This window comes from Achromobacter xylosoxidans A8 (assembly GCF_000165835.1).
GTDB lineage: Bacteria > Pseudomonadota > Gammaproteobacteria > Burkholderiales > Burkholderiaceae_B > Achromobacter > Achromobacter xylosoxidans_B.
Genome location: NC_014640.1, coordinates 137,325 through 159,497, shown reverse-complemented (window position 1 = coordinate 159,497; position 22,173 = coordinate 137,325). Strand labels below are relative to the sequence as shown.

Sequence of the window (22,173 nt, the reverse complement as noted above, 5' to 3'; positions counted from 1 at the left end):
AGGGCGCGGCGGCCTTCGATGCTAGCGGATGAGCTTGATGCGTCCGGCTTAGCGGGCGCCGCCCATCGCGCCGCTCATGACCATCATCAGGAACTGCTCAACCGGCATCTTCTTGCCGTTGAAGTCGACCTGGCCGTCGGCGTAGTTCAGGTAGGTCACGATGTTGTTGTTTTCAACCTTGGCCATGCCCATGGCGGTAGCCATGGTGCCGACCATTTCAGCCTGGCCCTTGGCGGTCTGCTGAGCCTGCTCGGCCGGCACGCCGCGCACCTGGGGTTCGATGGCCATCAGGTCGCTCAGGTTGCCCTTGGACAGCACCAGCTTGGCGTTGAGCTTGCGGATCGCCTGCTTCAGCGTGTCGGCAAACTCGCCGTCCAGCGATGCCGGCTTGGCCATGTCCAGGTCCAGGTTGAAGGTCGACGTGCCGTTGGCGGTACGCACTTCCAGCGGCGACACAGCCAGCGTCGGGTTGCCGGCCAGCAGCAAGTCGACGTTGGTCTTGACGACCTGCATTTCTTCGTCCGTGAACTGGGGCGACTGCTCTTCGCCCTTGCTCTGCATCATGCGGCGCGAAGCGGCTTCATAAACGTCGTTCAGCGCCTTGAAGGCCTTCGAATCCAGCTTCTGCGCGTCCAGCACCAGCTTCACGCCGGCCATGTCCTTTTCCTGCACGTTGATCATGCCGAAATCCATGGCCATCTTCACGCCCATGAGCGAGTTGGCTTCGGTCATGTCGACGGTGATGGCGGTGTCCTTGAGCTGGACCGGCGGCTTTTCCTTGGACGTGATGGTCCAGTTCTTGAGCGCGACCTTCTGGCTGCCCACGTACATGTCGTTCGAGGCCGGCGTCATGTCGCTGGTCAGGGTCAGGCCGGTCATGGCCATGCTGACGATGTCGCTTTCTTCGGACTCGCCTGCCAGCGTCAGGCTGTCGGCCTTCAGCGCGACCGTGCCGTGCTTGCTGCCGGTGGCGTAGGTCACGTCGCCCTTCATGCCCGAGAACTTCAGGCTGTTGGCGTCCTTGGCGAACTCGACGGGAGCCATGTCGAAGTTGCCGGTGATGTTCTTGGCATAGCTGACGCTATAGGCGCCGGACAGCGGCACCGCGCCCTTGGCGGCGGCGAACCATTCCTTGACCAGGGGCGTCTCTTCCAGCTGGAAGCGGCTGGCAACCATAGCCGGCGCGAACGAACCGGACTTCAGGTTCGACAGCGGGAAAGGACCATGATCCAGGTGCTCGACGAACACGATTTCGTGTTCGATGGCCGGCTTGCCATCGGCGGCGGGCTCGGTGACCTTCACGCGATAGCGCTCGGTGGACGTGAACACGCCGCGCTCGAACGAAACCAGCTCAACTACGGGGGTCACACCCCATTTTTCGCCGACCTTCTTCAGTTCAAGGTTGGCCTGCTCGATCGATTGCTTGACGAAAGCCTCGGCCTTCTGGCCCGTATACCAAGCCGTGCCGGTCCACACTGCGCCCAGCGCGACGACTACGCCCACTATTGCCGATTTTTTCATTGCGATCCTTTATTCTTCAAATGGATGAAAGCGGACGGATTATAGGGATTGCAGCCTAGGGAAAACACTTATTTAGTGCAAAGGCGCTGCAATGTGTTGCTTATTGATACAGAACCGTCCCGGCCAGCAGGTGCTGCAACGCCACATCAGCTACAATCCGCCAGTGCGTTTTGCCAATCTGCGCACGTCCGCTAGGCCCTTCGCTGCCAAGCTTCGCCCATCAGGGCGCTTCCCTTTCTCCTTTATTCGTCCGCCTGGATTGGAGTCTCTCAACTTGAGCGACGGGCTGCCGCTGGAGTTGTTTTGACTACCTCTACCCCTTTTGCCGACCTCGGGCTGGCTGATTCCCTGTTGCGCGCCATTGCCGAAACCGGCTACACCGCACCCACGCCCATTCAAGCCCAGGCCATTCCCCAGGTTCTCAAGGGTGGCGACCTGCTCGCCGCCGCCCAGACCGGCACCGGCAAGACCGCCGGCTTCACGCTGCCCATCCTGCACCTGCTGATGCAGAAAAAGCCCGAGCTGCGCAAGCCCGGCCGCCCGCGCTGCCTGATCCTGACCCCGACGCGTGAATTGACCGCGCAGGTCGAAGAATCGGTGCAGACCTACGGCAAGTACACCCCGCTGAACTCCATGGTGATGTTCGGCGGCGTCAATATCAATCCCCAGATCTCCGCGCTGCGCAAGCCGCTGGACATCCTGGTGGCCACCCCCGGCCGCCTGCTGGACCACTGCGGCCAGAAGACCGTGGACCTGTCCGGCGTCGAGATCCTGGTGCTGGATGAAGCCGACCGCATGCTGGACATGGGCTTCATCCGCGACATCCGCAAGATCCTCGCGCTGCTGCCCAAGCAACGTCAGAACCTGCTGTTCTCGGCCACCTTCTCCGACGAGATCCGCACCCTGGCGCGCGGCGTGCTGAACAACCCGGGCGAAGTCTCGGTCACCCCGCGCAACACCGCCACCGAGCTGGTCACCCAGACGGTGCACATGGTGGAACAGCACCACAAGCGCGACCTCATCAGCCACATCATCCGCGAAAGCGGCTGGCACCAGGTGCTGGTGTTCACCCGCACCAAGCACGGCGCCAACCGCCTGGCCGAAAAGCTGGTCAAGGACGGCCTGACCGCCGCCGCCATCCACGGCAACAAGAGCCAATCGGCCCGCACCCGCGCGCTGGCCGGCTTCAAGGACAGCACCGTGACGGTGCTGGTGGCGACCGACATCGCCGCCCGCGGCCTGGACATCGACCAGCTGCCCCAGGTGGTCAACTTCGAACTGCCCAATGTGCCTGAAGACTACGTGCACCGCATCGGCCGCACCGGCCGCGCTGGCGCCACCGGCGCCGCGGTCTCGCTGGTCGACAACAGCGAAATCAAGCTGCTGAAGGACATCGAGCGCCTGATCAAGAAGACCATCGAGCGCAAGCCCGTGGAAGGCTGGACCCCGCCCGCCACCAGCGCCGCGGCTTTCGACCGCCAGGAACGCGATGAAGACAACCGCAGTCCGCGCGGCGGCGGCGGCCGCAATGGCGGCCGTGGCGGCAACGGCAATGGCGGCCGCTCGCGTCCGGCACAAGGCCAGGGCCAGCCGCGCGCCGCGGCAGGCGGCCGCGCTCCCGCTCCGGCCCGCGCTGGCGGTGAAGGCCGCGCCAGCCACGGCTCGCGCGACGGCAAGCCTGCCGACCATCCGGCCCACGCCGGCCGCAACGAGGGCCGCCCGCAGCAGAACCATCGCCGTCCGGAAGGCTCCGGCCGCCCCGCAGGCAACGGCGGCTCCGGACGCCCCTCGGGCGCGCCGCGCGCTGCGCTGCTGAGCAAGTAATATCACCGCAACCGCCACCCACGGACCCGCGCCATGCCCTTATCTACCTGGTTGACGTTCTTCCTGGCCTCCTCGGCCATTTCGTTCTCGCCTGGCGCGGGAGCGATCTCGGCGATGTCCTCCGGCCTGAAATACGGCTTCGCGCGCGGCTACTGGAACACGGCCGGCCTGATCATGGGCATCCTGTTCCAGTTCGTGGTGGTGGCGGTAGGCCTGGGCGCCGTGCTGGCCACGTCCGAAATGGCCTTCAACGTAGTCAAGTACCTGGGCGTGGCCTACCTGATCTATCTGGGCGTGCGCCAGATCCGCACGGATGCCGCGCCGGTCACGGTGGACTCCGGCGACCCCAAGGCCGCCACGATCCGTGAACTGGTGCTGCGCGGCTTCCTGATCAACACCATGAACCCCAAGGGCACGGTGTTCCTGCTGGCCGTGGTGCCGCAGTTCGTGGATACCGCGCTGCCGCTGACGCAGCAATATGCAGCGATCGCCGCCACGCTGGCCTTCACCGACCTGGTGGCCATGGGCGTGTACACGCTGCTGGCGGCGCGCGTGCTGCGCCTGCTTCGCAGCGCCAAGCACATCCGCTGGATGAACCGGACCTTCGGCTCGCTGTTCATCCTGGCTGGCGTATTCCTGGCGTCGTTCCGCCGCCATTCCTGAATCCCATGCGCGGGGCATGCGCCGGCGACGGCGCATGCCCCGCGCGTTTTCATGCCCGATACCGGACCGCGCCGGGCCCAAAAGCGGCGCCAAGTAAAATCCTTCCGATCATGAACATCCCTCACGAAGTAGCGCGGCGCCGTACGTTCGCCATCATTTCCCACCCCGACGCGGGCAAGACGACACTGACCGAAAAGCTGTTGCTGTTCGCAGGCGCGATCCAGATCGCCGGCAGCGTCAAGGCGCGCAAGGCTTCGCGCCATGCCTCGTCCGACTGGATGGAAATCGAAAAGCAGCGCGGCATTTCCGTGGCGTCCTCGGTGATGCAGATGGAATACCGCGATTGCGTCATCAACCTGCTCGACACCCCGGGCCACGCGGACTTCTCCGAAGACACGTACCGGGTGCTGACGGCAGTGGACGCGGCCCTCATGGTGATCGACGCCGCCAACGGCGTCGAACCGCAGACCATCCGCCTGCTGCAGGTCTGCCGCGCGCGCAACACGCCCATCATCACGTTCATCAACAAGATGGACCGCGAAGTGCGCGAGCCGCTCGAACTGCTGTCCGAAATCGAAGGCCACCTGGGCATGGACGCCGTGCCGTTCTCGTGGCCGGTCGGCATGGGCAAGGCCTTCGGCGGGGTGTTCGACATCCGCCAGGACCGCATGCGCGTGTTCCGCCCCGGGCAGGAGCGCCGCTCGGACAAGGACGACTTCATCGAAGGCTTGAGCAATCCCGAAATCGCCCGCCGTTTCGGCTCGGCTTTCGAGCAGGCCAGCGGCGAGATCGAACTCATCAATGAAGCCGCTCCTGCCTTCGACCGCGAGCAGTTCCTGGCCGGCAAGCAGACGCCGGTGTTCTTCGGCTCCGCCATCAACAACTTCGGCGTGCAGGAAGTGCTGGACGCGCTGGTCGAACAGGCGCCGCCTCCGGGTCCGCGCGTCTCCATGCAGCGCCTGGTGCAGCCCGTGGAACCCAAGTTCACCGGCGTGGTGTTCAAGGTGCAGGCCAACATGGATCCGGCGCACCGCGACCGCGTCGCGTTCGTGCGCGTCAGCTCCGGCCGCTTCGAGCGCGGTATGCGCCTGAAAGTCGCGCGCACCAACAAGGAAATGCGCCCCAACAACGTGGTGTCGTTCCTGTCGCAGCGGCGCGAGTTGCTGGACGAGGCCTATGCCGGCGACGTCATCGGCATTCCCAACCACGGCGTGCTGCAACTGGGCGACGTGCTGACCGAAGGCGAGACGCTGCAGTTCACCGGCCTGCCGTTCTTCGCCCCCGAGCTGTTCCAGGCCGTGGAAGTGAAGGATCCGCTGCGCACCAAGCAGCTGCGCACCGGCCTCACCCAATTGGGCGAGGAAGGCGCCATTCAGGTGTTCCGTCCCGAGGCTGCCGGCGGCTCCCTGCTGCTGGGCGCGGTCGGCCAGCTGCAGTTCGAAGTGGTCGCCCATCGCCTGAAGACCGAGTACGGCGTGGACGCCCGGATGCTGCCGTCCCGCTACACAATGGCACGTTGGATTACGTCTGAAAACCCCAAGGCGCTGCGCAAGTTCATGGATGCCAATGCCGCCCATATCGCCTATGATGTTGTGGATGCGGCGGCGTTTTTGATCGGTTCTCCCGCGCAGTTGCGCGTGGCCGAGGAACTGTATCCCGATGTGAAATTCCATGCCATGCGGGAGCACGGCGGCAAGGTTTTCGGAGACAAAGCGTAGACCCGTTCGGGTTCCGCACGGCAGATGAGGGTAGCAATGTCTTGGCGTTTTTTATTCGCAACGCTCCTGATCGCGCTTGGCGCGTCGGCCTGGGGCGGAATTCAACTGGGTGATTGGCTGGTGGCGCATGCGCCGGTGGCCGCGCCTGCTCCTGGCCAGGATGCCTCGGCATCCCAGCAGCCCGTACTGGACGCCAATGGCCGTCCTTATGTGGCCCAGCCCCCGCAACCGCGCATCGACGGCACCTTGGGCGTGCCCGACAAGCCGTCCGACCGCGAATGGCAGGTCAACACCGTCTCGCTGTTCGATAGCGTCAGCGATCCCGCGGTGAAGATCTCGCGCGACCGCATCAGCCCGGACCAGGCCCGCGAAATCGCGGCGGCCTCGCACGTGCCGCTGCCTTCGGGCGCCTCGGACGTCAGCACGCTGGACCTGCAAGCGCCGGGCACCTCCACGGCCATCAACGGCGGCCAGGTCCAGGCTGGCGGCTATGGCACCCCGCAGATGGTGCAGGCGCCTCCGCCGCCCCCGAACACCGCGCAAGCGCCCGGCGCCCTGGGCTGGCAGGACGCGCTCAAGCGCGAGCTCGCGCAATGCGCCACGCAAGGTTTCTTCGAGCGCCCCTCGTGCTCCTGGGCCGCGCGCAACAAGTACTGCGGTCCCAACCGCGCCTGGGGCACCATGGCCGAGTGTCCGGCCCGTCCGCAGTAAATAACTGGGCCTGCGATGCAGGCCCGGCAGTACCAAAGAAAATGGCGCCCCGCGGGGCGCCATTTTTCATGACCGGAACATTACTCCGGCACGGACATCTGGCTTTGCAGGTAGTTCTGGATGCCGACCTTGTCGATCAGGTCGATCTGCGTTTCCAGGTAGTCGATGTGCTCTTCGGTATCGTCCAGGATGTCCTGGAACAGATCGCGCGAAACATAGTCGCGGACCGATTCGCAATGCGCGATCGCTTCCTTCACGGTCGCCTGGGCGCCTTGCTCCAGCTTCAGGTCACAGGCCAGCAATTCCGGCACGTCTTCGCCGATCAGCAGCTTGTGCAGGTCTTGCAGGTTGGGCAGGCCGTCCAGCATGAAGATGCGCGCGATCAGACGATCCGCATGCTTCATTTCGCCGATGGATTCTTCGTACTCGTGCTTGCCCAGCTTATCGAAGCCCCAATGGTTCAGCATGCGGGCATGCAGGAAATACTGGTTGATGGCCGTCAGTTCATTGGTCAGTTGCTTGTTCAGAAACTGGATGACGGTTTTGTCGCCTTTCATGATGGACTCCTTGCAGTCAGGCGCGACGCAGATGCATCGCGACAAAGGAGCGCACGATGCCGCGCGTACGCAACCCCGGCAGACTACCACCAGGCGCGGGGCCGCGCCTAGCCTTGCGCTGCATTTGGTAAACCGCTTTAGGAGCGCTACAAGAAAGCGACAAGCTAATGAGAATGAGTATGCGTGCGTGATGCCTTGCATGCCTGCATCAACACCCGCGCGGCCTGACGACGCGCCGCGCACCGGAATTCGCCGACGACGCCGCGCAATCACATGCGGCTACGCGCCCTCGGGCTGCACGAAACACGCCGGCAAGCGGCCGGCGTCGATTCGTTGCGGATCGGCAACCCCGGCCACGGTTGCACGCTAATCGGCGCGCCGCGTGGCCAGCCAGATGCCGAATGCGATGGGGACGATACCCAGCAGGTCCAGCCACGACACGTGCTCGCCCAGCACCAGCCATCCGAACAGCAGCCCGAGCGGGGGCATCAGGAAGTGCAGCGCGCTGGCCGCCGTGGCGCTTGCGCGCCCCAGGATCATGAACCATAGGTAGTAGCCGCCCATCGACACGGCGACGATCATGTAGGCCATGCTCCAGAACAGGCTCGCCGTCATGTGCGCATCGCCGATACTCTCGTACGTCAATGCAAAGGGCAGCATGACCATCGCGCCGGCCAGCGACTGTATGCCTGTTGAGGTCCACAGGCCCGAGGACGGCTTCAGGCGCTTGTAGAGCAGCGTGCCCGCGACCAGCGCCAGCAGGCCTCCCGTGACCAGCAGCGTGCCATGCAGATCCTCCTGCATGCCCGTCAGCCGCGAGCGCAGCACCAGCGCCACGCCCGCCAATCCCAGGCACAGCCCGAGCAGCTTGCGCCATCCCAGGCGTTCGCCCAGCACGGGCCCGGCCAGCACGCCGATGAGCAGCGGGTTGGTACTGATCAGCACCGCAGTGAACGCGGACGACACGGTCGTCATGCCCGACCAGCTCAGGCCCAGGTACAGGGCATTGTTCAGCGCTCCCAGCAGGATCAGCGCAATCAAGTCGCGGCGCGCCGGCATTTTCCAGCCGCCGCTGGCCGCCGCAAGTCCGAGCATCAAGGCCCCCGCAATCAGGAAGCGGATAGTCAGCAAGGTCAGCGGCGGGCAGTCCCGCACCGCGATCTTGGCCGCAGCGAACGCCGAACTCCACAGAAAGCAGAACGCCGCGATGGGCGCCCAACTGATGCCTGGCGAGGCTTGGACTGGCAGGGCGGCGGCAGACAGAGTCGAGGAGACCTTCATGATGAATCCGAAAGTGGGGCGGCCAAGCCGCGGATGCAGCGGATGTAGGGATTCTGCGCGGGCCCCCATCCATTGACAAACTCTTTATTCGGATCGAAAGTATTTAAAAAATGAATGCTTGGAGGCGCCGATGCCAGACCTCGACCTTTTGCACAGCTTCGTCTCCGTCGTGGATGCGGGCGGCTTCACGGCTGCGGGCGAACGCGTGCATCGCAGCCAGTCCACCGTCAGCCAGCAAATCCGCAAGCTGGAAGAAACCTTGGAATGCGCCCTGTTCATCCGCGAGGGCCGTCAGGTCTCGCTGACCGAGGACGGCGAACGCCTGCTGGGTTATGCGCGACGGATGCTGGCCCTGTCGACCGAAGTCCGGGAAGCGGTCAGCGGGCGCAAGCGCGTGGACGTAATCCGGCTAGGCATCCCGGACGATTTCGCGGCCGACACGCTGACCATCCTGGTATCGGAGTTTGCACGGACCCGCCCCGGCGTGCGGCTATCGGTCCGCTGCGACCTGACCTCCGCGCTCACCCGCGCACTGGAACGGGGCGACCTGGACGTGGCGCTGCTCAAGCGCGAGCCCGGCGCGGGCCCCGCGTTGGCCGCCTGGCCCGAGCAACTGCATTGGATCGGCGCCCCAGGGGTGGAGGTTCCGCTGGCTGAGCCCGTGCCGCTGGTCGCATTTCCGCAGGGCTGCATCTACCGCAACCGCGCCATCCACGCCCTGGAAGCGGCCGGCCGCCACTGGCGCATCGCCTACGAAAGCCCGAACCTGATGGGCTTGCAGGCGGCATTGACGGGAGGATTGGGCGTGGCGCTGCTGGAGCGGCGCTGCCTCCTGCCGGACCACCAGATTATCGACGCGGAACTGCCCCCGGTGCCGCCGACCGAACTGGCGCTATGCCTGGCCGACACGGTACGCGAGCCCGCGCGCCAACTGGCGATGGCTATCCGGGAATTTTGCGGGAAAGAAGCAACGCGGCCCGCTGCATGACGGCAGCGAGCCGGAAAGAGACGACTGCCCTCAGGCGATGGCGACCAGGGGAATCGGGAAGCTGCTGTTGGCAGCAGGCGCGCCCGATTCGACCAGGGCGGCCGGAGGATTGACCGGAACGGCGATGGAGCGCACGTCGCACACGCTGGAGCAGCGGCCGCCCGGCAGGTATTCGGCGGCGGTGGCCGCACAGCAGCCGCAGCACGTGGCCACGCCCAGCTCGAATTGCAGGTCGGAAAGCGTCGTCGCACCCCCGTCCACGCTGGCGCGGACTTGGCGTTCGGTGATGGCATTACATACGCAAATGTACATGAGAATAATTATCGAAAATTATTCCGCTACTGGCAAGTCCCGCGCGCAAATAAATTTGCAACCAAAGTGTCACGCAAGTCTTTGAAATCAGGGACGAATTTCCGCAAGTCCGTCCCTGATTACTCAAGTACGATCAGCGGGCGGCCGCCTGCGCCTTGCGCAACGCCGCCGGGGCAATCCGCAGCGCTTCTCGATACTTTGCCACCGTCCTTCGGGCGATGACTATCCCCTGATCGGCCAGCTTTTGCATGATCTGGCTGTCGGACAAAGGCTTGGCCCGGTTCTCATCGGCCACCATCTGGCGGATGAAGGTCTGCACCGCCGTGGCCGAGGTGGCATCCCCGCCGTCCGTCGACACGCCCGTGCCGAAGAAGCGCTTGAGCTCCAATGTGCCAAACGGAGTGAGCATGTACTTCTGCGTTGTGGCCCGTGAAATAGTGGATTCGTGCAAGCCCAGTTCGCCGGCGATGTCCTTCAGGATGAGCGGCCGCATGGCGGCAGGTCCTTGGCTGAAGAAAGCCGTCTGGTGTTGCACGATGGCCTGGGCCACCCGCAGGATGGTGTCAAAGCGCTGCTCCACGTTGCGGATCATCCAGCGGGCCTGCTGCAACTGCGAGTGCAGCCCCGCATGCGCGGACTCCTTCTGGTTGCCCAACATCTGGGCGTACAACCCATTGATCTGCAGCTTGGGCACGGCGGCGCTGTTGAGGGTGACCTGCCAGCCGCCACGGGCCTTGCGCACGATGACGTCGGGCACGGCGTAGTCGGCCGCGGGCACGGTCCAGGCGCGCCCCGGACGCGGCTCCAGCCGCAGGATCAGGGAATGCGCCGAACGGAACGTGGCGTCGTCGCAGCCCACCGCCGCGCACAGGCGCGCAGCGTTGCCTGTCGCCAGCAGCGCGAGGTGTTGCGCGCAGATCTGCCGCGCACAGGCCAGCACCGCGGCATCCGCCGCTTCGGGCAATTGGCCCAGATCGGGGTTGCGCAGCTGCAACAACAGGCATTCGGCCATGTCGCGGGCGCCAATGCCGGGCGGGTCGAACGATTGCAGCAGCGACAGGGCCGCCTTCAGCTCGTCGATGTCCGGCTCCAGCTCGGCCGGCAACCAGCCCAGGATTTCTTCCAGCGGCGATCCCAGGTAGCCGTTCTCGTCCAGCTCGTCGATCAGCAGGCCCGCCAACGCGACGTCACGCGGCGCAGCGCGCGTCAGCATCAGTTGGCCCAGCAGGTGCTCGCGCAGCGTGTCCGGCCTTGCGGCCTCGGGCCGGCTGGAATCTTCGTCGGGGTAGACCCCGCCCGAGCCCGGCATTTCGTCCACCGGGGTCTCGCGTTCGGCGGCGGGTTCGTCGTCCTGCACGGAGGACTCGCGGTCGGACTCCGCCGGCGTCTCGGCCGACGGCGCTTCGTCCTGCCGCTCCAGCAGCGGGTTCTCCGCAAGCACTTGCGAGATCTCGGCTTCGAGATCGAGCGTGGACAGCTGCAACAATCGGATCGATTGCTGCAGTTGTGGCGTCAGCGTCAAATGCTGACCAGGTCGCAGTTCTAAAATTGGACGGGTCATAGGTACAATATTTTGCATGATGAATCTGACTTCGCCCGCAAGCGTCCGCCAGGACTGCCGCCTCATTGGCCAGACCCTGCTCAAACTGGCGCTTCCCCGCCTCATCGTGCGCGCGATCGTCATCGCCGTCGCCGTGGTTATCTGGTATCTGGCCGCCAACTGGATACTGAATTTCGGCCGCACCATGAACTACGAGTTCCTGCACTCCCTGGGGCAACCGACCATGGACATGGTGCAGAAGGTCAACCCCTACATCTGGTGGGCGGTGGCCGGCATCTGGACCCTGATCGTGTTCTTCACGCTGCGCGCCTGGCTGTCCGCCAGCCTGGCCTCCGGCAGCGCCACTCCCGTCGAAACCAGCGTGCTGGCCGACCTGGCGCCCAACCTGTCCGAGGAATCCCTGGGCGTGCTGCGCTGGACCTGGGGCGACCGCCAGGAGCCCTTCACGGTGGGCGACCTGCGCCGCTCCCTGTCTGAAATCCGCCACAACCGCGCCAGCAAGATCGCGATGGTCGCGGAGCAGGCCCGCGTCCTTGAATCGTCCGACCGCAAGCCGCGCGACCCGCGCGACGAAGTCCGCCACGAAGCGCGCAGTGAAGGACGCAGCGACCGCTACGTGGAACCGCGCATCGGCCCGGCCCGGTAAGCCCCCCCCCCTCACCATTGCCATAGCAGGCCGCCGACAGGCGGCCTGTTTGTTTCAGTCCCTCGCCGGCCAGGCAACGCTGTAACGCGACCCGGCCTTCCCCTATCCAACCCCATTTTTGCCGAATATTCTTCAGCAAAATACGCTGTCTCAAGCCCGCAACCCGCCTCGATACAAAAGCACATTCAGTTGCGCTGGCGAAGAAAATATGTTTGACTAGCAACCTATGGCCGCTCACCGCACCCCCTTCGCGATTGCCACCGGACGCTACGACGCTCCGGTTGCCGGCCTGCGCGCCCGTTTCTCCTCCTACGCGCTATCGCTATACCTACCGATCGGTTGCCGGGCCTAGTGTCCCCGTGGTAGCTCGGCAACCACGCTTGCCACACGCGATTTCCCCCTTTTATCTCTGAATCCTGCCGGTCAATCACGGCAAATCCTGGCACAAGACCGCCATCCGGTCGCGTAGCCGCCCAGGGAAGCATTCCCGGGATTCAAAAGAAACCGATCGAGGTGTAGTAATGATGCTTGCCAACCCCGCCACCAAATACGTCCCCTTCGCGCCCTTTACCCGCGACTTTTCCGAACGCACCTGGCCCAGCCGCCGCATCACCAAGGCGCCGATCTGGATGAGCACGGACTTGCGCGACGGCAACCAGGCGCTGATCGAACCAATGAGCGTGGAGCGCAAGGTCCGCTTCTTTGAACAGCTGGTGAAGATCGGCTTCAAGGAAATCGAAGTGGGCTTCCCGTCCGCCTCGCAGACCGACTTCGATTTCGTGCGCAAGCTCATCGACGAGAAGCGTATCCCGGACGATGTCACCATCATCGTGCTGACGCAGTCGCGCGAAGACCTGATCAGCCGCACGGTGGAATCCGCCGCCGGCGCCAAGCAAGCCATCGTCCACCTGTACAACGCCTGCGCACCGGCGTTCCGCAAGGTCGTGTTCAACATGAGCAAGGACGAGATCAAGAACATCGCCACCACCGGCACGCGCCTGGTGAAGCAGTACATGGCGCAGCACCCGGAAACGCAATGGCGCTACCAGTACTCGCCCGAAGTCTTCAGCACCACCGAACCCGAATTCGCGCTGGAAGTCTCCAACGCCGTGGCTGACGTATGGCAGCCCACGCCCGATTGCAAGATGGTGCTGAACCTGCCCGCCACCATCGAGGCCACCAGCCCCAATCTGTACGCCGACCAGATCGAATGGATGCACAAGAACCTGGCGCGCCGCGACAGCATCGTGCTCAGCGTGCACCCGCACAATGACCGCGGCACCGCCGTGGCCGCCGCCGAATTCGCCGTAATGGCCGGCGCCGACCGCATCGAAGGCTGCCTCTTCGGCAGCGGCGAGCGCACCGGCAACGTCGACCTCGTCACCTTGGCCTTGAACCTCTACACGCAAGGCGTGCACCCGGGCCTGGACTTCTCGGACATCGACGAAGTGCGCCGCTGCGCCGAATACTGCAACCAATTGCCGGTCCACCCGCGCCATCCGTACGCGGGCGACTTGGTCTTCACCGCATTCTCGGGCTCGCACCAGGACGCCATCAAGAAGGGTTTCGCGCAGCAGCAAGCCGACGCCGTCTGGGAAGTGCCGTACCTGCCGATCGACCCGGCCGACCTCGGCCGCAGCTACGACGCCGTCATCCGCGTGAATAGCCAATCGGGCAAGGGCGGCGTGTCCTACCTGCTCGAACAGGAACATGGCCTGGTGTTGCCGCGCCGCCTTCAGATCGAATTCAGCCGCGCCATCCAGCGCGTCACCGACGAGACCGGCCGCGAAGTCACGGCTGACGACGTGCACACGATCTTCAACCGCGAATACCTCGAACAGAAATCGCCGTGGAAGCTGGTACGCCACCGCATCGACGGCAATCCGTCGGCCGGCGAAGGCCAGCATTTCAGCATCGAAGCCGAACTCGAATACAACGGCGAGCGCCGCATCGTGACGGGCAAGGGCGATGGCGCCATCTCGGCCTTCGTGGCCGCGCTGGACGTGCCCGTGCGCATCATGGACTACCACGAGCACGCCATCGGCACCGGCACCGACACGCGCGCCGCTTCCTATGTGGAATTGCGCGTCGGCGAATCCAGCACCGGCTTCGGCGTGGGCATCGACCGCGACATCGTGACGGCCTCGTTCCAGGCCGTGCTGAGCGCCGTCAACCGCCATATCAATGCGGGCGCCGTGGCGGCAACCGAACAAGAAACGGCCGAAACGGCGTGATCCGCAACCCGGCGTAAGGAAACCGCCGAGACCGCGTGATCCGCAACCCGGCGTAAAAAAGCCAGCCTTACCGGGCTGGCTTTTTCTTTGAACGCCGCCGCGCCAACGCGGCTTCAGCCCGCGCGCGGGCGGCTGACGCTCAGCCGCGCGGCCACATGTCGGACGCGCCGATATCCGGCGCGGTGGCGGCCAGCAGCCGCTGGTGGACCCACGCCGCCATCGCCAGCGTCCGGTGGTCGCTGTAGCGCGCGCCGACCAGTTGCAGCCCAACGGGCAGGCCTTGCGGGCCAGTGGCGAACGGCAGACTCAGACTGGGATGGCCGAACACCGTCCAAGCGCGCGAGAACTGCGGATCGCCCGTGCCCAGGTCGGCGAACGGCGCCTCGCCGCTCGCGCTGGGCGCCAGCAGCACATCGTACTTGTCGAACCAGGCATCCACGCGCGCGCGGGATTCGGCGGCGCGCATCAGGTTCTTCTGGTGCTCTTCAGCAGTGATCCGCGAGCCCGCCTCCAGGATGGCCTGGATCTTGGGGCTGAGCTGCGCCGCATGCTCCAGGCGCTCGTAGGCCAGCGCCTGCGAGACTTCAAATGCCATGATGTCGGCATGCAGCTGCACCAGGACGCAATGCTCGGGCGGCAGCGGCACTTCCTCGACCACGGCGCCGGCGCGCGACAGGATGGCTGCTGCCTGCGCGTAGGCTTCCTTGGTTTCGGGCAGGGCATGCCGCCATTGCAGGCTGCGGTACATGCCGATGCGCGGCTTGCCGTCGTACGCCAGGTCTAGCATGCGGGGATCGCGCATCAGCACCGAAGCAAACAATGCCACGTCCGGCACCGAACGGGCAAAGCCGCCAATGGTGTCCAGCGACTCCGCCACGCTTTTGACGCCGGCGCGGGAAATGCTGCCAAAGGTCGGCTTGAAGCCCACGATGCCGCAATAAGACGCGGGGCGGATGATGGAGGCCGCGGTCTGCGTGCCCAACGCGAAGGGCACCATGTCGTCGGCCACCGCCGCGGCCGAGCCGCTGGATGAGCCGCCAGGCGAGTAGGCCTCGTTGCGCGGGTTGCGCGTGGGGCCTGCCTGATAGGTAGCGAATTCGGTCGTCACGGTCTTGCCGACGACGATTGCGCCCGCGCCCCGGCATAACGCCACCGAGGCCGCATCCAGGCCCGGATGGTGACGTTCATAGATGGGCGAGCCGTAACGCGTGGGCAGGTCGACGGTGTCGAACAAGTCTTTCACGCCCATCGGCAAGCCATGCAACACGCCCTGCAGCGCGCCGCGGTCCAACGCCTGCGCGCGGTCGAGCGCGGCCTGCTTTTGCAGCGCGGTCCACGCATGGATGGTGCTTTCGCGTTGTTCGATGCGCGCAAAGCAGGCGCGCACCAGTTGCTCTGCGGTCAATTCGCGCCGTTGCAGCTTGCGCGCGGCTTCCAGCGCGCCAAGTCTGTTCAAGGCAGTAGACATGGTCCTTTCCTCTTTACCGGTACCGCGCGTCTCGCGCGGCAGCAAAATACGCACCCGGTCCCCTTTGACCGAGGATCCGCCTTGTGCACGGCGTCTTGCCGCACAGTCCGGATGGACCGACTCTTGCCATTGTGCGCGCTGCGTCAATTGGGATAAACACCGAAAAAAGCCGTTTTTCCCCGGGAAAATCGCATGCCGCGCCATGGCGATTTGTTGTTGCGTCGGCATCAGCATAGCGCAAACCCGTGCAATACAAAGGTCATATTTGTCGAGTAAGATGAAATCGTTTTCAGAAAACCCGGCAGCAATCCCGCCATGGCCTCGCGCTCGTCGCCCCGCTTTTCCATCATTGAAGTGGCCCGCAAGGCCGGGGTTTCCCCGGCGACGGTTTCGCGCGCGTTCAACCAGCCCGAGATCGTGCATCCCGACACGCTCGCGCATATCCGCAACGTCGCCAAACGCGCGGGCTTCCGGCCCAATCGCGTCGGCCGCAGCCTGCGCTCGGGCAGCACGCGCACCATCGGCCTGATACTGCCCACGCTATCCAACCCCGTGTTCGCCGAGTGCTTCGAAGGCGCGGAACGGCGCGCGCGGGAATCGGGCTACAGCGTCATGCTGACCGCCACCGGCTACGATCCGGCGGTGGAATCCGCGGCGGTCCAGGGCCTGATGGACCACCAGGTCGATGGCCTGATCCTGACGGTCGCGGACGCCGCCAAGAGCGCCACGCTGGACGACCTGGACCACGCCGGCATTCCCTACGTGCTGGTCTACAACGAGTCCGGCGCCCATCCCTTCGCGTCGGTCGACAATCGCGCGGCCGCCAGCGACATGGTGGCCCACCTGGCCGCGCTGGGCCATCGCCGCATCGCCCTGGTGACGGGCCCGCTGACCGCCTCGGACCGCGCCCGCCGCCGGCTGACAGGAGCGCGCGCCTGCGCCAAGCGCCTGGGCCTGGACGCCATCCAGCACATCTCCATGAGCTCGCACACGGGCAGCGATCTGGACGCCCTGAAGGCCGCCCTGCGCGGCAAGCAGGCGCCCACCGCCTTGTTCTGTTCCAACGACCTGCTGGCCACCGCCGTCATTGCGGACCTGGTGGGCCTGGGCCTGTCCGTGCCTGCCGACATTTCGGTTTGCGGATTCGACGGCATGCGCTTCGGCGCCTTGCTGACGCCGCCCCTGACCACCGTGGCCCAGCCTAGTGACGGCATAGGCGAAACCGCCTGCTCGAACCTGCTGGCGCAGATCCAGGGCCAGCCGCCGCATTCCGACCGTCTGCCGCATTGCATCGTGGTCGGCGGCACCGCCGCGCCGGTGCGCCGCTAAGGCCCTTTCCTACAACAATCCTTCATCAGTACACGCGTCATGCTCATCGCACAAATCACCGACCTGCACATGCGCACCCCCGGCGACAAGGCCTACGGCATCATCGATCCGGCGGCCTTCCTGGCGCCCGCGGTGCGCGCGCTCAACGCGTTGACCCCGCGCCCCGACTGCGTGCTGATCACGGGCGACCTGACCGATCTGGGCCGCCCGCACGAATACCAGGTGCTGCGCGAACATCTGCAGGCGCTGGAGATTCCCTACTTCCTGCTGCCCGGCAACCACGACGACCGCGCCCAGCTGCGCGCGGCCTTTCCGGACCACGGCTACCTGCAAGGCGGGGGCCCGTTCATCCAATACGCCATCGAAACCTATCCGCTGCGCATGCTGGCGCTGGACACGGTGGTGCCCATGAAAAGCCATGGCGAGCTCTGCCAGGACCGCCTGGACTGGCTGGCCGCGCGCTTGGCCGAACAGCCCGAGCGGCCCACGCTGGTCCTGATGCACCATCCGCCGTTCCTGACCGGCATCGAACACATGGACGCCATCGGCCTGCTGGCCGGCGCGCCCGAACTCGAACGCATCGTGGCGCGCTTTCCCAACGTGGAGCGCGTGCTTTGCGGCCATCTGCACCGCACGATCTTCCAGCGCTTCGGCGGCACCATCGCCTCCACCTGTCCGGGCACCGCGCACCAGCTCGCCCTGGAATTGGGACCGCGGCCGACGCTGCAGTACATCATGGAACCGCCGGGCTACCAGCTGCATTGGTGGCAAGGGAAAAACCTGGTCACGCATCATGCGGTCATCGGGGATTACCCCGGCCCGTACCCATTCGCCTGAGGCCAAAGCTAGACTACGAAAGTTTGTTCTGCCATACATCCGTCATGTTTGCGCTGCACAATGAAAAGGTTTTCATAACAGGCAACAATGCGGATCTAACTATTAGATCTTCGAGACAGCATGTCATCCATCGTCCTGGATAACCTCACCAAACAGTACGGCAACGCCGCCGCGATCCATGGCGTGAGCTTTACGGTTCCCGCCGGCAGTTTCACGGTCCTGCTGGGTCCGTCCGGCTGCGGCAAGTCCACCACGCTGCGCATGATCGCCGGGCTGGACACGCCGACCTCGGGCACCATCCACATCGGCGACCGCGACGTCACCCAATTGCCGCCCGCCAAGCGCCGCATCTCGATGGTGTTCCAGTCGTACGCGCTGTTTCCGCACCTGTCGGTGCGCGAGAACATTTTGTTCGGCCTCAAGGTTCGCAAGGAGCCGGCCCGCGACTACGACCGTCGCCTGCAGCGCGTGGCCGACCTGCTGGGCCTGAGCCATCTGCTGGACCGCAAGCCCTCGCAATTGTCCGGCGGACAGCAACAGCGCGTGGCATTGGGCCGCGCCGTGATTTCCGAAGCCCCGGTCTGTCTGATGGACGAACCGTTGTCCAACCTGGACGCGCAGCTGCGCCATGAAATGCGCCGCGAGATCCGCGCCCTGCAACAGGACCTGGGCATCACCATGGTCTACGTCACGCACGACCAGACCGAGGCCATGAGCATGGCCGACCAGGTGGTGCTGCTGCGTGGCGGCAAGATCGAACAGCACGACACGCCGGACGCACTGTATGCGCGGCCCGCCACCGAATTTGCGGCGCGCTTCATCGGCACGCCGCCCATGAACCTGATCGGCTTGGCTTCCCTGCAGGGCGCCACGGTCATCGCCGGCACGCATGGCCCCGCCATTGCCGGCGCCCCAGCGGGCGCCATGAAACTGGGCGTGCGTCCGGAGCACATCCGCATCGACCCCAACGGCATTGCGGCCAAGGTGGAAAGCGTGGAGTACTTCGGCGCGGACTCCATCGTGGTTTGCCGCGTGGGCGACACCAGCGGCGTGGCCGTGCGCGTGGGCGGCCATCTGCGCGCCAGCGCGGGCGAAACACTGGGCCTGTCCTGGCAGGACGGCCAGCAGCACTTCTTTGCCGCCGATTCGGCGGTCATCAACTCCGCCGGCCGCTAGGGCCCGTACACAGGAAAGGAAAACAACATGCGTCGCATCGTACTGAAAACCCTGGCCGCCAGCCTGGCCGCCGCCTGCCTGTCGCTGCCTGCGCAGGCGCAGAACAAGCCCGTCGAGGTGGAGTTCTATTACCCCGTCGCGGTCGGCGGCCCGATCACCAAGATCGTCGACGACATGGTGGCGGATTTCCAGAAGGAAAATCCCGACATCAAGATCAAGCCGATCTACGCCGGTTCGTACCAGGACTCGATCGCCAAGGCGCTGACCGCGCTCAAGGGCGGCACGCCGCCGCAACTGGCGGTGCTGCTGTCCACCGATATGTTCACGCTGATCGACGAGGACGCCATCGTGCCGATCGACAGCCTAGCCAAGAGCGACGCCGACAAGAAATGGCTGGGCGGCTTCTATGACGCCTTCATGCAGAACAGCCGCAGCGGCGGCCATACCTGGGGCGTGCCGTTCCAGCGTTCGACCATCGTCATGTACTACAACAAGAACCTGTTCAAGGCCGCCGGGCTGGACCCCGAGCGCGCGCCCGCGACCTGGGCCGAACTGGTCGAGTACGGCAAGAAGCTGACCAAGCAGGACGCGTCCGGCAACACCACGCAGTGGGGCATCGAGATCCCGTCGGGCGGCGCATTCGCCTACTGGCTGTTCCAGGCGCTGACCACGCCCAACGGCGCGATCCTGATGAACGAAGCCGGCAATGAGGTCTATCTGGACAAGCCGGCCGTGGTGGAAGCCGCGCAGTACTGGCGCGACCTGTCAGCCAAGCACAAGATCATGCCGACCGGCACGATCGATTGGGGCACCACGCCCAAGGACTTCCTGGAAAAGAAGGCCGCCATCGTCTGGACCACCACGGGCAATCTGACCAACATCCGCAAGAACGCCGACTTCCCGTTCGGCGTGGCCATGATGCCGCAGCAAAAGCGCGGCGGCAGCCCCACCGGCGGCGGCAACTTCTATATCTTCAAGAGCGGCACGCCGGCGCAGCAACAGGCCGCGCTGAAGTTCGCGCAATGGGTCACCACGCCAGAACGCGCCGCGGACTGGAGCATCGCCACGGGCTACGTGGCCGTGACCCCGGCCGCCTGGCAAACCGAAAAAATGAAAAAGTACGCGCAGGAAGTGCCGGCCGCCGCGGTCGCGCGCGACCAGCTGGAAGTCAGCGTGGCAGAGTTCTCCACGCATGAGAACCAGCGCGTCACCAAGACCCTGAACGACGCCCTGCAAGCCGCCCTGACCGGCTCCAAGACGCCGCAGCAGGCCTTGACCGACGCCCAGCGCGAGGCCGACCGCATACTGCGTCCCTACAAGTAATCCGACAAGCACGATGAGCCGCTCTTTAAACGCGCTTTATGGCTGGCTGCTATTGCTGCCAGCCATCGTGCTGCTCGCCGCTTTCACGCATTACCCGGCGGTGGCGACGCTATGGCACAGCTTTTTCTCTACCCCCAAGGGCGCGCGTCCCGCGCGCTTCGTGGGGCTGGACAACTACGCCGTCATGCGCGATGACCCGGTGTTCTGGCAGTCGCTCTGGAACAATCTGTGGTTCGCGCTGGGTACCATTCCCACGTCCATCGGCATCGCGCTGATCATGGCGCTATGGGTCAACCGCAACCTGAGCGGGCGCGGTTTCCTGCGCATGGCCTACTTCACGCCCACGGTGCTGCCCATGGTGGCGGTGGCCAACATCTGGCTGTTCTTCTACACGCCGCAGTACGGCCTGATCGCGCAGGTGATGCAGCTGTTCGGCTCGCCCGGCCCCAACTGGCTAGGCAACCGCGAGACCGCGCTGCCCGCGCTGATGCTGGTGACGGTCTGGAAGGAAGCCGGCTTCTTCATGATCTTCTACCTGGCCGCGCTACAAACAGTATCGCCGTCGCTGCGCGAGGCCGCGATGCTGGAAGGCGCGTCGCGCTGGCAGTATTTCCGCCGCATCCTGTGGCCGCTGCTGATGCCCACCACGCTCTTCGTGCTGATCAACGCCTTGATCAACGCGTTCCGGCTGGTGGACCACGTGGTGGTCATGACCCGCGGCGGGCCGGATAACGCCAGCACGCTGCTGCTGTACTACATCTACCAGGTGGGTTTCAGTTTCTGGGACACGGCTTACGCCGCCACGCTGACCGTCGTGTTGCTGGTGGTGCTGGCGCTGACCGCGCTGATCAAGTTCCGCTGGCTGGACCGCAGGACGCACTATCAATGAAAGACAAGCTCGATACCCTGGGCGCCTGGGCGCTCGGCCTGCTGTGGATCCTGCCCCTGGCCTATGCCATGTGGGCGGCGTTCCACCCGCCCGCCTACGCGACCCGCTTCGACCTGTTCGCGCCGCTGACGCTGGACAACTTCGTGCGCGCCTGGAATGCCGCGCCGTTCCCGCGCTACTTCCTCAACACCTTCCTGCTGGTCACCATGGTGCTGGCGGCGCAACTGGTGCTGTCGACGCTGGCCGGCTACGCCTTCGCGCGCTTCGAGTTCCGCGGCCGCGATTTCGTCTTCATGCTGGTGCTGCTGCAGCTGATGATCATGCCGGACGTGCTGCTGGTGGAAAACTACCGCTCCATGAGCCAGCTGGGCATCCGCGACACGGTGTTCGCCATCGGCCTGCCTTACTTCGCGTCGGCCTTCGGCATTTTCCTGCTGCGCCAGACCTTCAAGACGGTGCCGCGCGAACTGGAAGAGGCCGCCCGCATGGAGGGCGCCAACGCGCTACAGGTGCTGTGGAAGGTGTATGTGCCGCTGGCCAAGCCGATCTACGTGGCCTACGGGCTGGTGTCGGTCAGCCACCACTGGAACAACTTCCTGTGGCCGCTGATCATCACCAACTCGGTCGAATCGCGGCCGCTGACGGTGGGCCTGCAGGTGTTCTCGTCGACCGACCAGGGCATCGACTGGTCGGTCATCACGGCCGCCACGCTGATGTCGGCTGCGCCGCTGCTGATCGCCTTCCTGCTGTTCCAGCGCCAGTTCGTGCAGTCGTTCATGCGCGCGGGCATCCGCTAAGGGCCCGCGGCTTTCTCAATAGCCGACCGTCAACCCCGGCAGGTCCACGGTGATGCGCGGGCGCTCCAGCGCCAGCGCCAGGTGCTCGGCGAACTCGCGGGCCTCCTTTTCGTCGCTGGACAGGGTGTCATAGCCGAGCGCGTCGGCCACGCCCAGCACCTTGTCCAGCAGCAGGACCTTGCCGCTGGGGCGCAGCGGCTCGCAGCCCAGCGTTTCCCAGGCGCTGTCGAACCAGTCGCGCGCGTCGCTCTGGCGCTGCGGCGAGGGCTCGACGTTGGCCGAGAGGTCGACCGAACGGCGGGAGTCGAAAACAACGGTGATATCGCTGCGCATGGTGT

General features: G+C 65.2%; 20 protein-coding genes. 13 read left to right on the top strand and 7 right to left on the bottom strand.

Annotated elements, in window-relative coordinates; translation table 11 throughout:
• Positions 1-48: 48 nt before the first annotated feature.
• A complete protein-coding gene (locus tag AXYL_RS00745; protein ID WP_013390913.1) occupies positions 49-1,521 on the bottom strand; it encodes a YdgA family protein in 1,473 nt (490 codons plus the stop codon).
• 303 nt (positions 1,522-1,824) lie between these two features.
• On the opposite strand from AXYL_RS00745, the gene AXYL_RS00740 reads away from it, so the two are divergent.
• The 4 genes from AXYL_RS00740 to AXYL_RS00725 all read left to right on the top strand — a co-directional run bounded on the left by AXYL_RS00740 (position 1,825) and on the right by AXYL_RS00725 (position 6,437).
• Complete coding sequence (locus tag AXYL_RS00740) at positions 1,825-3,345, top strand: DEAD/DEAH box helicase (protein WP_013390912.1); 1,521 nt, start codon at positions 1,825-1,827, stop codon at positions 3,343-3,345.
• Positions 3,346-3,378: 33 nt separating this feature from the next.
• Complete coding sequence (locus AXYL_RS00735) at positions 3,379-4,008, top strand: LysE family translocator (RefSeq protein ID WP_013390911.1); 630 nt, start codon at positions 3,379-3,381, stop codon at positions 4,006-4,008.
• Between the two features lie 110 nt (positions 4,009-4,118).
• Positions 4,119-5,726, top strand: coding sequence for a peptide chain release factor 3 (locus tag AXYL_RS00730; RefSeq protein WP_013390910.1), 1,608 nt, complete (start codon positions 4,119-4,121; stop codon positions 5,724-5,726).
• Positions 5,727-5,750: 24 nt separating this feature from the next.
• Positions 5,751-6,437: a hypothetical protein gene (locus tag AXYL_RS00725; protein ID WP_193353239.1), complete on the top strand. Its 687-nt coding sequence runs from the start codon at positions 5,751-5,753 to the stop codon at positions 6,435-6,437.
• Positions 6,438-6,517: 80 nt separating this feature from the next.
• Here the strand turns inward: AXYL_RS00725 and bfr are convergent, their stop codons facing one another.
• Positions 6,518-6,994: a bacterioferritin gene (gene bfr / locus AXYL_RS00720; RefSeq protein WP_013390908.1), complete on the bottom strand. Its 477-nt coding sequence runs from the start codon at positions 6,992-6,994 to the stop codon at positions 6,518-6,520.
• A 366-nt stretch (positions 6,995-7,360) separates the two neighbouring features.
• On the bottom strand, positions 7,361-8,275 hold the full coding sequence (locus AXYL_RS00715; protein ID WP_013390907.1) for a DMT family transporter: 915 nt from the start codon (positions 8,273-8,275) through the stop codon (positions 7,361-7,363).
• A 130-nt stretch (positions 8,276-8,405) separates the two neighbouring features.
• Between AXYL_RS00715 and AXYL_RS00710 the strand changes: the two genes are divergently transcribed.
• Positions 8,406-9,263, top strand: coding sequence for a LysR substrate-binding domain-containing protein (locus tag AXYL_RS00710; protein WP_013390906.1), 858 nt, complete (start codon positions 8,406-8,408; stop codon positions 9,261-9,263).
• Positions 9,264-9,293: 30 nt separating this feature from the next.
• On the opposite strand, the gene AXYL_RS00705 is transcribed toward AXYL_RS00710, so the two are convergent.
• Both AXYL_RS00705 and rpoN read right to left on the bottom strand, forming a co-directional pair.
• A complete protein-coding gene (locus AXYL_RS00705) occupies positions 9,294-9,575 on the bottom strand; it encodes a bacterioferritin-associated ferredoxin (RefSeq protein WP_013390905.1) in 282 nt (93 codons plus the stop codon).
• A gap of 133 nt (positions 9,576-9,708) precedes the next feature.
• Positions 9,709-11,154: an RNA polymerase factor sigma-54 gene (gene rpoN / locus AXYL_RS00700; protein WP_013390904.1), complete on the bottom strand. Its 1,446-nt coding sequence runs from the start codon at positions 11,152-11,154 to the stop codon at positions 9,709-9,711.
• On the opposite strand from rpoN, the gene AXYL_RS00695 reads away from it, so the two are divergent.
• A complete protein-coding gene (locus tag AXYL_RS00695) occupies positions 11,153-11,782 on the top strand; it encodes a hypothetical protein (RefSeq protein WP_013390903.1) in 630 nt (209 codons plus the stop codon). The genes rpoN and AXYL_RS00695 overlap by 2 nt on opposite strands.
• Positions 11,783-12,303: 521 nt before the next feature.
• A complete protein-coding gene (gene leuA / locus AXYL_RS00690) occupies positions 12,304-14,016 on the top strand; it encodes a 2-isopropylmalate synthase (RefSeq protein ID WP_013390902.1) in 1,713 nt (570 codons plus the stop codon).
• 139 nt (positions 14,017-14,155) lie between these two features.
• On the opposite strand, the gene AXYL_RS00685 is transcribed toward leuA, so the two are convergent.
• The gene (locus AXYL_RS00685) at positions 14,156-15,484 is read right to left on the bottom strand and encodes an amidase (protein ID WP_013390901.1); all 1,329 of its coding nucleotides are present in this window, start codon (positions 15,482-15,484) and stop codon (positions 14,156-14,158) included.
• 315 nt (positions 15,485-15,799) lie between these two features.
• On the opposite strand from AXYL_RS00685, the gene AXYL_RS00680 reads away from it, so the two are divergent.
• From AXYL_RS00680 to AXYL_RS00655, 6 genes are all read left to right on the top strand, one after another.
• Positions 15,800-16,813, top strand: coding sequence for a LacI family DNA-binding transcriptional regulator (locus AXYL_RS00680; protein WP_013390900.1), 1,014 nt, complete (start codon positions 15,800-15,802; stop codon positions 16,811-16,813).
• Between the two features lie 39 nt (positions 16,814-16,852).
• Positions 16,853-17,650, top strand: coding sequence for a phosphodiesterase (locus AXYL_RS00675; protein WP_013390899.1), 798 nt, complete (start codon positions 16,853-16,855; stop codon positions 17,648-17,650).
• A 120-nt stretch (positions 17,651-17,770) separates the two neighbouring features.
• On the top strand, positions 17,771-18,826 hold the full coding sequence (locus tag AXYL_RS00670) for an ABC transporter ATP-binding protein (RefSeq protein ID WP_013390898.1): 1,056 nt from the start codon (positions 17,771-17,773) through the stop codon (positions 18,824-18,826).
• 27 nt (positions 18,827-18,853) lie between these two features.
• Positions 18,854-20,149 (top strand): ABC transporter substrate-binding protein, encoded by a 1,296-nt coding sequence (locus AXYL_RS00665; protein ID WP_013390897.1) that lies wholly within the window; start codon positions 18,854-18,856, stop codon positions 20,147-20,149.
• Between the two features lie 13 nt (positions 20,150-20,162).
• Positions 20,163-21,038, top strand: coding sequence for a carbohydrate ABC transporter permease (locus AXYL_RS00660; RefSeq protein ID WP_013390896.1), 876 nt, complete (start codon positions 20,163-20,165; stop codon positions 21,036-21,038).
• On the top strand, positions 21,035-21,835 hold the full coding sequence (locus AXYL_RS00655; RefSeq protein ID WP_013390895.1) for a carbohydrate ABC transporter permease: 801 nt from the start codon (positions 21,035-21,037) through the stop codon (positions 21,833-21,835). Before AXYL_RS00660 ends, AXYL_RS00655 begins: the two co-directional genes overlap by 4 nt.
• A gap of 15 nt (positions 21,836-21,850) precedes the next feature.
• Here the strand turns inward: AXYL_RS00655 and AXYL_RS00650 are convergent, their stop codons facing one another.
• Complete coding sequence (locus AXYL_RS00650) at positions 21,851-22,168, bottom strand: hypothetical protein (protein ID WP_013390894.1); 318 nt, start codon at positions 22,166-22,168, stop codon at positions 21,851-21,853.
• Between the last annotated feature and the right edge of the window lie 5 nt (positions 22,169-22,173).